Raw genomic sequence first — 15,053 nt, 5'->3', positions numbered from 1 at the left:
AATGGCATCTCATTTGCCCAATTCCGTCATAAGAGGCCAGATAGACCGGAAATACGCATATACAGGGTCCAGGTCGTTTTGAATGGTGTTGTCATAATTCCAGTGCAGGGTATCGCCGTTCTTGATGATCCTTACAAAAGTGCCTCCGCCATCGGCGCAATCCGGACAGCCATAGTTTTTGTTGGGGTCGGCCAGGAGGGTATCCGGAAAGCGGGTTTTAAGCTCAAGGGCGGCCTGGTATTGCTTATTGCCCAGCTCAACCGTGGTGGCATGTTTTACGCCGGGTCCCGATGTTGTTTTATAAAGTTTGCTACCCCGGATACTGTAAGTAGTGTAGCATTCATTGCCTACGCACATGCTGTAAAAAGTGCCAAATTCAAAGGCATCGGGGTTCTTTATCATAGAATCAGGTTTTGAACAGGAAATTTGCAACAGCAGGCAGAAAATAAGTAACGATTTCATTAGCTTTTTTTACAATAACGTGTTTTTCCATAAAACTGCAACACGAGACCTTTTATTGCTGCAGCGGGAGGATAGCTGCCAACATTCTATAAACATTCGTCCGTTTCCTGCCTGAAAAGCGGCCTTTTTTCCGTAAATTTGTAGACTATACAAGGAACACATATTAAAAATTTCAATATTATATGAGTGAAGAACTAAAGGATGTTGAAGCTGCCGCGGCCCCGGCGTATGGAGCAGATAGTATACAGGTATTAGAGGGGTTGGAGGCGGTGCGGAAACGTCCGGCCATGTACATCGGCGATATCGGCGTAAAGGGGCTGCACCACCTGGTGTATGAGGTAGTGGATAACTCGATTGATGAGGCGCTGGCGGGATATTGTAAAAATATCATTGTAACCATTCATGAAGACAATTCTATTTCGGTAGAGGATGATGGCCGCGGTATTCCCACGGGTATTAATCAGAAGCAGGGCGTGAGCGCCTTGCAGGTGGCCATGACCATATTGCATGCGGGCGGTAAGTTTGATAAAAATACCTATAAAGTATCCGGTGGTTTGCACGGGGTAGGGGTAAGTTGTGTGAATGCGCTGAGTACGAAAATGCATTCTGTGGTACACCGGGAAGGAAAAATATTTGAACAGGAATATCATATTGGCGTGCCCGATTACCCCGTTCGGGAAATTGGTACTACCGATAAACATGGCACCATTCAGCATTTTTGGCCGGATGCTACTATTTTTACTTCCATTGAATATAAACGCGATATTCTTGAGGGCCGTTTAAGAGAGTTGTCGTTCCTGAATAAGAAGATCAGCATTTCGCTTATTGACAAGCGGGAAAAAGATGAAGAGGGCAATGACGTTAAAAAGATTTTTTACAGCGAAGGCGGTATCACCGAGTTTGTGGAAATGCTGGACAAGAACGGCGGCAGAACCCCGCTGATTCCCAAAGTATTGTATGTTGAGGGGCTCGATGAAAACACCCACGTAGCAGTGGAGGTGGCGTTAACCTATAATGATTCATTTAGTGAACACATTTTCTCCTATGTAAATAATATCAATACTATTGAAGGAGGAACGCATGTTACCGGTTTCCGCCAGGCGTTAACCCGTATTTTTAAAGGTTATGGCGATAAGGAGGGGTTGTTTGAAAAAGCCAAAGTATCCATCGACGGCGATGATTTTCGCGAAGGCTTAAGCGCTATTATTTCTGTTAAGGTTCCGGAGCCCCAGTTTGAGGGACAAACAAAAACCAAGCTGGGCAATAGTGAAGTGAGCGGAGTGGTGCAAACGACCGTGGCCCGTGTACTGCAAACCTACCTGGAAGAGAATCCAAAGGATGCCAAAAATATTATCAGCAAGGTGATATTGGCCGCACAGGCCCGTATAGCAGCCCGCAAAGCCCGCGATCTGGTACAGCGTAAAACGGTACTGAGCGGTGGTGGTTTGCCGGGTAAACTGGCCGACTGCTCGGACCGGGATCCCGAACGCTGTGAATTATACCTTGTGGAAGGGGACTCTGCGGGCGGTACCGCCAAGCAGGGCCGCGACAGGAGCTTTCAGGCAATATTGCCACTAAGGGGTAAGATCCTTAACGTGGAAAAGGCAATGGAGCATAAGATCTATGAAAACGAAGAGATCCGCAATATTTATACGGCCCTTGGTGTAACAGTAGGCACACCCGATGATCCCAAGGCGCTGAACCTTGTTAAGCTGCGGTATCATAAGCTGATCATCATGACGGATGCCGATGTGGACGGAAGTCATATTGCCACACTGATCCTTACTTTTGTTTACCGCTATATGAAAGAGCTGGTAGAGCAGGGCTATGTATACCTGGCGCAGCCGCCGCTGTACCTGGTAAAGAAAGGAAAGGAGTCGGCCTATGCCTATAATGAAGACCAGCGCAAGGCCCTGGTAGAACGGCTGGGCGCCGGCCGGGAAGATTCCGTAAACATTCAGCGATATAAAGGATTGGGAGAAATGAATGCCGAGCAACTGTGGGAAACAACCATGGATCCCGATCGCAGAACCCTGAAGCAGGTTACGATCGAAAGTGCCGCAGAAGCAGACCGGGTATTCAGTATGCTGATGGGCGATGAAGTAGCTCCGCGTCGCGAGTTTATTGAAAGCAATGCCAAATACGCCAAGCTGGATATTTAACGACCCGCGATCTTATATAGAAAAGCCCCGCATTGGTTATGCCTTTGCGGGGTTTTTGTTTAATAGAGAAGTACGCCATTGTTATGGCTTGGTGCAATGCCTGCAATGTGCGGGAACACAATGAGAAAGACGTTTGATTATCGGGTAGATTATATTCTGATAATCAAGTGAGTGTAAATTTATTTGACAAATACGGAATCTGATTCCATATTTGTCAAAGTTCAAAGAGCCCCTCACTTGTTTTCCTATCTACAGGGGATAATTGATGATAATAATTCCAGGACGGGTTTATTTATTCTCACCGGCTCGCAAAACTTTTTACTGCTTGAAAGTATTACGCAAAGTCTTGCAGGTAGAATAGCCCTTGTACAATTATTGTCATTTAACTATGCGGAATTGAGCGTTACTCTGTGGAAGGATCATACAATTGATTATTTTATGTTTCACGGGGGATATCCGAGGCTTTATGATAAATCAATTGCTCCGGCCGACTACTACCCCAACTATATGTTGACCTACGTGGAGCGGGATATTCGCCAAATAAAAAACATTATTAATTTAAACCTGTTTCAGCGGTTTTTGAAAGTGTGTGCATCAAGAACAGGTCAGCTCGTTAATTATGCCTCTATTGGGAACGATTGCGGGATCGATCAAAAAACCGTAGTTTCCTGGCTGGGTATATTGGAAACAAGTTTTATTGCCTTTACATTGAGGCCCTTTTACAATAATTTTGGAAAGCGATTATTACAAATGCCCAAGCTTTATTTTTATGATAGATGCAACAGAGTGTAGATGCTTCATTGCTGCAACAGGAAACGAAGATTATCAACTGGAAAAACCTGGATAGTATTAACAATTAGGGTATATAACATTCTTACAAATTTCTTACGGAGGCAGGCTACAACCGCCCGCCCCGCCCCAATGCCCGCCTGATCCGATCATTCGGACAGGAATTTTTTTCCGTCAGGGCATTCCATATTCGTTGCCCTCCTGGTTAAAAAAAAGCTATTGATCCGTGGATACCGGCACCCGGTAAAAGCTTGCAAATGCCAGCTGGCTTTTGCGGATCTCCTTGTTGATCAGGTGTGTATCCCGGTCCACTACTGCGGCAACGGAATCTAATGCTTTTACACGTTCTTCAACGGAAAGCATCGTGTCGCGGCTCCGGGCCCACATAGTGTCTGCAAGAAGCTGCATTGAGTAGGAAACTTCGTGCAGGATGGCCTTTTTTAACCCAAAATCATCTCTGGAAAAGGCGCAGTTGTGTATAGAATCTTCAACCCGGAGCATCAGGGCGGCCATTTCTTTTTGAAGATCGTTCTTCTCATGGATGCCTTGGGCCGTTTTATGCTGCTTTGCATAGACGGAATATTCGCTCATGATGGTGAGTCGCAACTGCTGAAGCCTTGCAAAATAATTATAAGGATCCTGTTCCTCAGTTCTGCAACCACCGGTTGTGAGTAAAACAGCGATAATAATATAGATAAAACCAAACCGCATTTTCATAAGTATAGCCTCCGCTTATTTTTGCAACAACATAATATTGTGTTTTTTGGCAAATTGCTGCTGGGCATTCAGGAATTTTTTATCCAGTGCTATTCCTTCCTGTTGGATGCCTTTTGCTGCCCCGGCAATTTTTTGACCCGCATCCGGATCCTGGCTAAACTTTAAAGAAAGGATTTTATGATAATCGTTTGAATAAGTTTTCTTCATAAAGGCAAATGCCTTGGAAAGCGCAGCTTTCATACCAAAATCGTCCCCGCTAAACTGGAGTGCATCCAGTTTCTTCTGCTCTGTTTCAATACTACTCAGGGCCTCTGTTAATGCTGCGGCCGAACTGCTGCTGTCTGTAGCTGCCGCAATTTGTTGCTCTGTCTGGGTTATTGTCATCCCCAGCTCTTTTTGAATCATTACAAGGCCATTGTTATATTCAACAGCTTGTTTTTGATTATTACAGGCGGCAAACAGGATAATACTCAGGAGGGCCAGGCTTATTTTTCTCACCGTTAAAAATTTTGGTTAAAGATAGCCGGTTTTACAAGGAACCTGCTATTTTTTTTGTGGGTTTAAAAAAGCCTTAATGTACCGGGTAATGTGCTCTTCATCATTGGTTTTGGGCACCGGCCGGGCCTGGAGAAAACGTTTGTAATAACCGGTGGCCCGTACCCTGTTTTGCAACTGGTGGTCCCATACCCGGCCTGCCTGGAAGAGGTCCAGCGGTTCCCTGAATATATAATAGGAAGTATCATACAGCGCTATGGCCTGGTTATAATTTTTAATGGCAAGGGCGTTGTCGGCCTTTGCCCGCAGGTAAGTGGCCGCCATTTCCTGTATATTGAATGCGATGCATTCGGTCAGCAACGAGTCGCTGATGATATAATTCTTTTTCATAGAGTAGGCCAGGGCTGCACCATAAGCAGCGGCCTCGCCCGAGATGCCCTGCTGCTCTATCCAGCAGTAGAGGCTCACAACGCTGTCCGGCTGCTTAAGGTTCAGATAGCTGAAAAGGAGGTTGATATAGGCGGAGGGCCGATCGTCGGGCGATGGGTCGTGGCTGCGCAGCCGTTCGCCCCAGGTAATCGCTTCATTGTAGCGGCCTGCGCTAAAACAAAGGTTGATCTTTTTGCCCACTACCGGTAGATAGCTGGTATCCGATTGCAAAAAGTGGTCAACAAGGGCTTCTGCTTCTTTTTTCCGTTTTGCAATGTCCAGATAATTGGCATAATCATAAACCACTTTACCCGATTGCGGTTTTAACTCATAGCTTTTACGGATATAGGCCATCGCCGAATCGGGCTGTTTGAGCCTCGACCACATAGTAGCTGCAGCGTGCCAGTATTTATATTGCTCCGGGAGCAGACGAATAAGATTTTGATAGTAGGACAACGCGCTGTGCTCATCACCTTTTATATTGGAAAGCTGCGCCAGGTAAATCTGGGGTGCCGGCAGTTGCGGGTTCTTTTTGTAGAGCTTTGTAAATGCTGCCTCGGCTTCGGTAAACTGGTCGGTCAGGTAATACACGTACCCCAGGTCAAACAGGTATTGGTCGTTTTCCGGAGCCGGTACGGTGTTGAGATAGCGCAATGCCTGCTCATAGTCCTGATTTTTGCAAAATGTTAGCACTTGCAGCGGATCGTAATCTCCCTGTGCACAGAGCAACATGGGGTTTAGACTTAGCAATATGATAATGAGCTTTTTAAACATAATTTTTGCTTATTGTAAATAATATTTACATAAATATAACTAATATATTAGTTATAAAGGCTGCCGGTAGCAACATATTTAAGAGCCTGTTTAGATAAAAACCCTTAATTTCAGGCTTTCAAATCAAAAATTATTCATTATGGCAGATGCAACTCTTACCGCTTACAACGTGAAAACAAAAGAAAAGAATGTACCGATCCAGGATGCTGTAATCTCCCGCACAGCAAAAGGCGGTTATATTGCAAAGGGGCACGATGGGAAAGGCAACAAACTCACTTCTCTTTTAGGAGAAGAAAAGGCGTTGGCGGCTATCAAAGCTGGTACAGCCAAGCAAGACTGGTAATTTTTTAATATATTGTTGTATACAGGAGCCCCGCATGATTGCGGGGTTTTTTTGTAAGGTATGTGTGGAAGGTCAACCGCCGGATTGTGCAAACTCCCCTGAAACCGGCAGGAATAAGTTGTAAACCGGTATTTCCGGTAACGATTGCGTAAATATTGTTGCCGCGGAATAGAAATGAGCCAAAAAAAAGTAATAGAATTGTAATCGATTACATTGATGAAATTGCCTGGTTAGTGATGCCTGTAACGGTTCGGTTAGCATTCAAATGTAAACCTGCATAAATTCAAATTACTGCCGTATGAATAAAGTATTATTATTGTTGTTGGCCCTTGTGCTTGGAAGCCATGTACATGCCCAGACAAAAAAAATATCGGGTACCGTACTGGGCGATGCCAATGCCCCGCTTGTGGGGGCAACCGTTTCGCTAGAGGATAGCAAGGTTGCCGTTCTGACGAAGGAGGATGGCCATTTTACCATCCAGGTACCTCAAAGCGGTAATCCGCAGCTTGTTTTTTCCCACGCGGGGTATCTTACCCAAACTGTTTCCGCAAATGACGGAATGATTGTGTCCCTTTTGGAAAATGTGGTAGCCGGCGATGAGGTAGTGGTAATCGGTTATGGCACCACCCGCCGCAAAGATCTTACCGGGGCCGTAAGTTCCATAAAAGGTAAGGAATTGGAGAAGTCGCCGGTGGTCAATATTGGCGAAGCGTTAACCGGGCGCCTGCCGGGCGTGCAGGTAACTACGGTTGATGGAGCACCCGGGGCGGAAATTGTGATCCGTGTGCGGGGCGGCGGTTCCGTTACGCAGGATAACGCCCCGCTGTATGTGGTGGATGGCTTCATTGTAGATAACCTCAATGACATATCATCATCAGATGTTGAAACCGTTGATGTGCTTAAAGATGCTTCCGCTACCGCTATATACGGATCGCGCGGCGCCAACGGAGTAATTATTGTAACCACCAAAAAGCCAAAAGCCGGCAAAACCACCGTTAATTATAACAACTTTTTCCAGTACAAATACATGCCCAAAGAGCTGAAGGTATTATCGCCTTACGAATTTGCACTGCTGCATTACGAATATGGTTTAATAAGGGGCACCACATCCGGCGAGTATACCAACTTTAAAAAATATTTTGGAGACTATGATGACCTGGAGCTTTATAAATATCAGGCAGGCACCAACTGGCAGGATGCGTTGTTTGGTGGGGCTATACGATCTTCCCAACACAATCTTTCCGTTTCGGGCGGCACCGACAAAACCAAGTTAAGCTTTGGTGCTACCTATAACAATGATGAAGGGTTGATGCTCAACTCCGGCCAGAAGCGTTTTTATTTCAATTTCAAGTTAAATCATGAGCTGTATAAAAATCTGAAACTGGATCTTTCAGCACGTTATACCAACAATGTTATTGATGGCGCGGGCACATCAGGCAGCTCCAGCGTGCGTATTTCAGATGGGATTCAGACAAGGCCGATCAACGGGTTGGCCGATCATATTGAAATAGATCCCGTAGATGTCCTGGACGGAGAAGACGACTACGATGTTTTTCTGAAAAGCATGATTAACCCCGTTGATCTGGCCAAACAGGACTACCGGCAGCGCAGTACCCGGGATCTTAGCCTGGGGGCTGCACTTTCCTTTACGCCTTCAAAGCTGTTAAGCCTGCGTTCGGAACTGGCGGTTACCCTGCGCACCGGGCGTAATCTCCGCTATTGGGGACCGCTCACCGGCGAGTCGCGCAATATTGGTAACGCCCAGCCGCTTGGAGAAATAAGCACCATGGCTACCAATGGGTACCGTCTGGTGAATACCGCCAACTTCCATATCCTCAGCAACGCAAAGCATAACCTGAGTTTGCTGTTAGGCCATGAGCTCAGTTTTGCCAGCGGGCGTTCGGCGCTTAACAAGTCGATCAAATTTGAAGAGGGCACTGCTCCCCAAGTCTTGTTTGCCAACATGCAGCTGGGTACCCCCTATCTTGTAGAAAGCGCGGAGCTAAGGGGGGAGGACATGGTGTCGGGTTTTACCCGTATCAATTATACCTTTATGGATAAGTATATCCTGAACGCGACCCTGCGTGCCGATGGATCCAGCAAATTTGCGCCGGGCAACCGGTGGGGGTATTTTCCATCAGCGGCCGTTGCCTGGAAAATAAAAGAAGAAAAGTTCCTGCAGAATGTTGATTTTGTAAACGATCTGAAACTGCGATTAAGCTATGGAGAATCGGGCAATAACCGTATTGCTAATGACAGCTGGCGGTTTTTATTTGCCCCCAGTCAAAACAGGAGTTATGGCGCGGGTGATGTATCGCAGGTATATTACAATCTGGTAAACAATTCGTTGCCCAACCCTGAATTGCAATGGGAGACCACGGTATCCCGGAACTTCGGAATCGACTTTTCACTGTTTAAAAACAAACTCAATGGAGCCATCGATTTGTATAAGAATACGATAAAAGGATTGATTATCGATAATGCAATCCCGCCTTATACCGGTTTCAAAACCCAATTGGTTAACCTGGGGCAAACCTCTAACCAGGGCTTCGAAATCGGGTTGAGTGCGCCGATTATTGAAAAGAAAGATTTTAGCCTGAGCGCCTCCTTTAATATTGGCCGTAATATACCAAGGATTGATAAGCTTGATGGCAACAATACAAGAATGTTTCAGTCGAACTGGGCCGGAACGGATTTGAAGACCCAGGATGACTACCTGCTGCAAACCGGCGGCACCATTGGCCAGATCTACGGCTATGTAGCCGATGGCTTTTATACCACCGATGATTTTGAATCGTATAATACTACCAGCAGGCAGTATATTCTGAAAGAAGGTATCGCTTCTGATGCAGGTATATTGGGTGGCGCCATTGGCGTTCGCCCGGGCACAATGAAGTTGAAGGACCTGGATGGAGACGGGAGGATTACGGCCGACAAAGACCGCCAGGTAATCGGTAATGCCATCCCGGATCATTCCGGAGGATTTGGCTTAAATAGCCGCATCAAAAATTTTGATGTGAGCACCTTTTTTAACTGGGTATATGGCAATGATATTTATAATACCGGACGCATACAGTACAATATGCTGTACCGGACCACTTTTGGAAATATCTCAGACCGGATGAATTCGGCCAACCGCTACAAATATGTAAATGACCAGGGCCAGCTGGTAACGGCACTTGAGGACCTGGCGGCGCTGAATAAAAATGCCACGGTTTGGTCGCCCTTTTCGATGGGTACTGCTTCGCCGGTGATTACTTCAGATGCTATTGAAGATGGTTCTTTTTTACGGATGAGTTTTTTTACAGTTGGGTACACCCTGCCGCGCAGGCTTACGTCTAAGGCAGGCATCGCATCGCTCCGCGTATTTGGAACCATCTACAATGCTTTTGTGATTACAAATTATTCGGGTTATGATCCTGAAGTGTCTACCACGCGCAGCAGCGCCTATGCGGCATTAACGCCGGGGGTCGATTATTCGGCCTACCCCAAGAGCCGGTCCTTTACGTTCGGTTTAAATGTAAACTTTAAATAAAAGCGGTTATGAGAAATAAGTTATCCCTATATATATATGCGGCTTTTTGCTTTGCAGTGGCAGCAACTTCCTGCAAGAAATTTTTAGATACGGATTCTCCTTCCAACTTTACGCAGGAGTATATCTATGCCAATTCCAATGAAGCCGTTAAAGGGGTGTATAGTATTTATGCCCTCTTCAACCAGGACGCATTTACCTCCCGCTTATCGGATTCCTTTATCCCCAATACGGATGTGGAAGTGGGTGGCGTAGGGGCCGCGCCCGATAATTCCCGGCGGGACATCTGGTCCATGGAAGCTACTGATGCCAATGGCGATCTGCGTACGGTTTGGGAGAATGCCTATAAAGCCATCAATATGGCCAATATCGCTGTTGAGGGCATTGAACAGTCGCCCAAAGCAGCAGATGCCAGTATGAAACAATTGTTGGGCGAAGCAAAAGCCTTACGCGCTTTGTGGTACTACTGGCTCATCAATTATTGGGGCGATGTGCCTTTTAAACTAAAACCCACGCGCGGGGGCGATTCGCTTTATCTGGGCCGTACAGACAGGGGCGTTATCTTAAGCACGCTGATTCAGGACCTGATGAGTGTGGAGCCCGGTATGAAATCCGCAGCGGATGTGGAATACGGCGTGGAACGGGTGAACCGCGAATTTGTGCAGGGCCTTATTGCCCGGCTGGCACTATGCCGCGGGGGGTATTGGCTGTACCCGGATATGGCCATGCGCCGCAAAGAGGACTATAAGGATTATTATCAAATTGCCAGGGACTATGCACATAAGGTGATCTATGATTGGGGCCGTATATTAAACCCATCCTTTGCAGCGGTATTTGACAATGAGAGCAAATGGATCGTAGACAGTAAATCGGATGTATTATATGAAGTGGCTTTTCAACCCGGTTTTGGCGACGTGGGCTGGAATATTGGGATGGCGGTAGATGCCGGAGATCATAATTATGGTTCGGGATCTACCTACAAGCCGTTGACGCCCTCTTATGCATACAGTTTTGATACATTAGATACAAGGTTGGCGAAAACGGTAGCCTTTATTAAATACGATAAAACATTAACGCAGGCGCCCATCGCCGTTACCAGCCTGGGTATAGGTAACTGGAGCCGGCTGCTGATGCCTACACCCTCGGGGCCAACCTCTGCAAAAGGAACCGGCATCAACTGGCCTATTATGCGGCTTTCGGATGTAATGCTGATGTATGCAGAAGCCGAAAATGAACTGAATAATGGTCCCACCGGCGATGCCATTGCGATGCTTAAAACAGTAAGAAAAAGAGCGTTTAGCAGTGACAACTGGGCCGCAAAAGTTGATGCCTACGTGGCTGCTGTTGCCAACGGCAAGGAGGCTTTCTTTAATGCCCTGGTGAATGAAAGGGCCTGGGAGCTTGGGGGCGAGTGCATCCGGCATTATGACCTTATTCGCTGGAATCTTTTTGGAAAGAAAATAGCGGAAGCAAAAGCAAAACTGGCTCAGATGGGAGAGAACAGCGTTAATGGAGCAGGCCCATACGACTATTTGCCCGATAATCTTTTTTACAGGATAAAAACAGATAAAACAATCGAATGGTTTGGGAGTATTTTTAGAAAAAATACCGTCATGCCCCCGCTGAAAGACAGCCCGTCCAAGGGCGATAATCCCAACGGGTATACCAGAGCCTCATGGATGTCTGCTTTATATAACAGTACCACAAAGGGGCCGGCAGATTATATTTTGCGCTCCTGGAGGGGATATAAGGATGAAACCGGCAGCGCCCCGGCGCCCTATATTCTGCCGCTACACAGCTCGGTTGTCAGCAGCAGCCTGGGAACCTTAAAAAATGAAGGCTACTACTTCTAATCCTAAAATCGAATGAAATGAGCAATAGATCAGTTATCAAATATTTATTCCTGCTTACCGCGGTTGCTGCTGTGGTGGTCAGCTCCTGCAAAAAGGAATGGAAGGCAGAACTGGATGGCGATGCACCCCGCCTGTTCAGACCGGTTATAAAAGGCAGTCTCAATGCGCCGGGTAACTATATTGATGTGGCCTGGCAAAAAAGCATTGAAACGAATCAATATAAGGTGGAGCTGAGTATCGATTCGTTTAAAACGGTTGTAAAAACACAGGAAGTGTCGGACACTACTACTGTTACCATCGAAGATCTTTTGTGGGAGCAGCTGTACCAGGTAAGGGTAACGGCCCTGGATCCGGCAGTTGCTTCAAGAAATTCATACCCGGCTGATTTCGGGGCAATAAAAACCCCGCGTTTCCCAACCATTGTGCAAAACCCTGTGTCGTCCGATGCCGGCTGGACAACCATCCTGTTTAAATGGAGAAACGAAGGCGATGCCGTAACATTGGTAAAAGTTATAAAAACGGACGATAATACTACCGTTAAGCAAATAACGCTTGCATCCGCAGATATTACCAACGCGTATGTACTGATTGAAGGGCTGAAGGCAGCAACAGCTTATCGCGTTGAATTGTACAGCGGCACCAAGTTCAGGGGCAGCAACGATTATACCACCCGCGAGGAAATAACAGGGGAGGTAGTGGATCTGCAAAGTATAGATCCGGCAACGGTTAATTTATCAACCGTTGTAGAATCGGCAGTGGCCGGTACAACGATTATTTTAAAGCGTGGTGCTGTGTATGAAATTACGGCTGCACTGAATATTTCGAAATCGGTAACGATCATGAGCGGTGCGGATCCGCTGGTATCGGAAAAGGCAAAAATTGCCATTACCGGCACCAGTAACTTTAGTATTCCGGGAGGATCCAATATTGCTAAAGCGGCATTTTTAGATCTTGAGTTGTATACAAACGATGCAAGCGGAAAATATCTGTTCAATCCCAGCGGGGCCACTATTAATATTGATGAGCTGCTGTTCGATAATTGTATTATTCATGACCTGCGGGGGGTAACCCGCTTCAGGGGCGCCATCACAATAGGACAATACAGCATCGAGAACTCTATCGTGTACAATGTAGGCGGCTATGGAGTTGTAACGATTGATGACGCAACCGCAAAAGTGACGAATTTTACGTTTAATAATTCAACGCTGTATAATGCCGACAAGTTGTTTACCAGCAAGAACAATATGGCCGGTAAGATAGTGGTTAGCAACAGCACTTTTTATAATGCCATCTTGTCGCCCAACTATATTATTGATTTTAACGGTACCACTTTATATCCTGCAGGTGGAATTGATTTTAATAATATTGTTTTAGGCAGGGCAAGGGGAACCAATGCTACACCTCCGGTATATGATATCAGGGGTATCCGGGCCAATCCGGCGGTTGTAATAACATCGGGCAATAATTTTACCGCCTCGGATTTTGTATGGAGAAGCGATGCATCGGCCATATTGCCCGGTTATACAACCTATACAAAAAGTAGTACCGATATATTTTTAAGTCCGGACAACGGCATCTTCATCATAAAGGACAATGGATTCCCGGGTAAAGAAACGGCCGGCGATCCGCGCTGGCGGCTTTAATACAAAAGTGTTGAACAAAAGGTGATTTTTTAAAACGATGCGTTAGAACAATGTTTATGAAGTATAGCAGGTATGGGAGTATGGTAGGGTTGATGATTGGCTTCTTTTTTTTGGCGGGGTCCTGTGCTAAAAAAGAAGATCCTGTAACCAGGGGAGGGCTGGAGTTGCCCCTGCCTGCCGGGTTGCAGCTGCTACCCCGCTCAACTTCCGTTCAATTAACCTGGTCTGCGGTTGAGGGCGCCGGGGGATATATGGTGGAAGTGGCCAGGGGTACAGCTTTTGCAAACCCATTTTACAAGAGCGATACGCTTTCTGTTACCGAAACAGAAGTGCGGGGTCTTGATCCGAAAACCGGCTATATAATCCGGCTGAAAGCCATTAGCAAAATAAACCCTTCCTTCACCTCCAAAGGATTGTATAAGAACTTTACAACGGCGGCCCCGGAAATACCGGAAGAAGCGCTGGCTTTTCCCGGTGCAGAGGGCGCGGGAAAATATACCACCGGGGGGCGCGGCGGTAAAATTATAAAGGTGACCAACTTAAACGATGCGGGCGCCGGCAGTTTCCGTGCCGCTATCGAACAGTCTGGCAAGCGGATCATTGTTTTTGAGGTATCGGGCAATATAAAATTGAAATCAAGGCTGCAGATTAAGAACGGCGATGTAACGATCGCCGGTCAAACCGCCCCGGGAGATGGCATCTGTATTCAGGACTATGAAATGAATATAGCCGCCAATAATGTGGTGGTGCGCTATATGCGGTTCCGGCTGGGCGATACCAATGTGGCCACCATTGAAAGCGATGCCTTCTGGGGCCGGGATCTTGAAAATATCATGATTGACCATTGTTCTATGAGCTGGTCGATTGATGAAACGGCCTCTTTTTATCACAATAAAAATTTCACCCTGCAATGGTGTATGGTTACGGAAAGTATGAATAACTCCGGGCATTCCAAAGGTGCGCATGGCTATGGTGGTATATGGGGCGGATCGCCGGCAAGCTTTCATCACAACCTGATAGCGCATCATACCAACCGCAATCCCCGGTTTGATGGCGGTCTGCGCTACAGCAATGGCAGTGGCACGGGCGTGGGTGCTTTTGGACCGGATAAAATAGACTATAGGAACAACGTGATTTATAACTGGAGCGGCAATAGCGCCTATGGTGGTGAAAACGGTGCGTATAATATTGTAAACAACTATTATAAGCCGGGCCCGGCTACTCCGTCAAAAGTAAACAGGCGGATCATGCAGGTATCAAAGGATAATGCCACCGGCGCTCCTGATCCCCTGGTTTATGGCGTGGGGTATGGCAGTTTTTATATTGATGGAAATTATGTGGATGGTAACGCCACCGTTACCGCCAGCAACTGGAATGGCGGAGTAGATTATGATTCCGGCATCACAGAAACCATGGTGCGCAAAAACACACCTTTTGCCGGTAATGAAATGCCGCAGCATACTGCGCTGCAGGCTTACGATGCGGTATTGAATTACGGAGGCGCTTCCTTAAAAAGGGACGCTGTAGACGCCAGGATTGCCAATGAGGTACGAACGGGAACAGCCACTTATAAAGGATCGGTTTCGGGGTTGCCCGGCATTATTGATACACAAAAAGATGTAGGCGGCTGGCCCATGCTCAATACACTGGCGGCGCCCGCTGATACAGATGGAGACGGAATGCCCGATACCTGGGAAACTGCCAACGGGCTGGACCCCAAAACCTTCAACGCCAGCGGCCGGAACCTGAGCGCTGTCTATGATAACATTGAGGTTTATATGAACAGCCTTGTTAAAAGCACTACAGAAAACCAGGTAAAATAATTTGCACAGCGTAGAATGAACTGGATATGAA

11 protein-coding genes and 1 pseudogene are annotated in these 15,053 nt (G+C 46.7%); 8 read left to right on the top strand and 4 right to left on the bottom strand.

The window, feature by feature from the left end; all coding sequences use genetic code 11:
* Positions 1–9 precede the first annotated feature (9 nt).
* On the bottom strand, positions 10–402 hold the full coding sequence (locus GGU45_RS03820) for a hypothetical protein (RefSeq protein ID WP_435222180.1): 393 nt from the start codon (positions 400–402) through the stop codon (positions 10–12).
* Between the two features lie 242 nt (positions 403–644).
* On the opposite strand from GGU45_RS03820, the gene gyrB reads away from it, so the two are divergent.
* The 3 genes and pseudogenes from gyrB (at position 645) to GGU45_RS03805 (ending at position 3,416) form a co-directional block, all read left to right on the top strand.
* On the top strand, positions 645–2,624 hold the full coding sequence (gyrB, locus tag GGU45_RS03815) for a DNA topoisomerase (ATP-hydrolyzing) subunit B (protein ID WP_435222178.1): 1,980 nt from the start codon (positions 645–647) through the stop codon (positions 2,622–2,624).
* A 183-nt stretch (positions 2,625–2,807) separates the two neighbouring features.
* Positions 2,808–3,011, top strand: a pseudogene (locus GGU45_RS03810) (AAA family ATPase); the annotation flags it as partial.
* 9 nt (positions 3,012–3,020) lie between these two features.
* Positions 3,021–3,416 carry a DUF8612 domain-containing protein gene (locus tag GGU45_RS03805; protein WP_435223118.1) on the top strand — a complete coding sequence of 132 codons (396 nt, stop codon included), beginning with the start codon at positions 3,021–3,023 and terminating at the stop codon, positions 3,414–3,416.
* Between the two features lie 213 nt (positions 3,417–3,629).
* On the opposite strand, the gene GGU45_RS03800 is transcribed toward GGU45_RS03805, so the two are convergent.
* From GGU45_RS03800 to GGU45_RS03790, 3 genes are read right to left on the bottom strand one after another with little or no spacing between them, the layout of a single operon-like run.
* Positions 3,630–4,124, bottom strand: coding sequence for a hypothetical protein (locus GGU45_RS03800; protein WP_435222176.1), 495 nt, complete (start codon positions 4,122–4,124; stop codon positions 3,630–3,632).
* Positions 4,125–4,145: 21 nt separating this feature from the next.
* Positions 4,146–4,628: an LIC11966 family surface protein gene (locus GGU45_RS03795; protein WP_435222174.1), complete on the bottom strand. Its 483-nt coding sequence runs from the start codon at positions 4,626–4,628 to the stop codon at positions 4,146–4,148.
* 45 nt (positions 4,629–4,673) lie between these two features.
* Positions 4,674–5,828 carry a tetratricopeptide repeat protein gene (locus GGU45_RS03790; protein ID WP_435222173.1) on the bottom strand — a complete coding sequence of 385 codons (1,155 nt, stop codon included), beginning with the start codon at positions 5,826–5,828 and terminating at the stop codon, positions 4,674–4,676.
* Positions 5,829–5,967: 139 nt separating this feature from the next.
* Between GGU45_RS03790 and GGU45_RS03785 the strand changes: the two genes are divergently transcribed.
* From GGU45_RS03785 to GGU45_RS03765, 5 genes are all read left to right on the top strand, one after another.
* Positions 5,968–6,171 carry a hypothetical protein gene (locus tag GGU45_RS03785; RefSeq protein ID WP_435222171.1) on the top strand — a complete coding sequence of 68 codons (204 nt, stop codon included), beginning with the start codon at positions 5,968–5,970 and terminating at the stop codon, positions 6,169–6,171.
* A gap of 298 nt (positions 6,172–6,469) precedes the next feature.
* Positions 6,470–9,706 carry a SusC/RagA family TonB-linked outer membrane protein gene (locus tag GGU45_RS03780; protein WP_435222169.1) on the top strand — a complete coding sequence of 1,079 codons (3,237 nt, stop codon included), beginning with the start codon at positions 6,470–6,472 and terminating at the stop codon, positions 9,704–9,706.
* An 8-nt stretch (positions 9,707–9,714) separates the two neighbouring features.
* Positions 9,715–11,556 carry a RagB/SusD family nutrient uptake outer membrane protein gene (locus GGU45_RS03775; RefSeq protein WP_435222167.1) on the top strand — a complete coding sequence of 614 codons (1,842 nt, stop codon included), beginning with the start codon at positions 9,715–9,717 and terminating at the stop codon, positions 11,554–11,556.
* Positions 11,557–11,573: 17 nt separating this feature from the next.
* Positions 11,574–13,199, top strand: a complete 1,626-nt coding sequence (locus GGU45_RS03770; protein WP_435222165.1) for a DUF4957 domain-containing protein — start codon at positions 11,574–11,576, stop codon at positions 13,197–13,199.
* A gap of 56 nt (positions 13,200–13,255) precedes the next feature.
* Entirely contained in the window at positions 13,256–15,022 is a 1,767-nt protein-coding gene (locus GGU45_RS03765) for a pectate lyase (protein ID WP_435222164.1), read from the top strand.
* Positions 15,023–15,053: the final 31 nt, after the last annotated feature.

Origin of the sequence: Niabella hirudinis, assembly GCF_051201075.1 — a bacterium.
GTDB classification, from domain to species: domain Bacteria; phylum Bacteroidota; class Bacteroidia; order Chitinophagales; family Chitinophagaceae; genus Niabella; species Niabella hirudinis.
The sequence above is the reverse complement of the archived record's forward strand: the minus strand, read 5'-3'. Positions and strand labels throughout refer to the sequence as shown.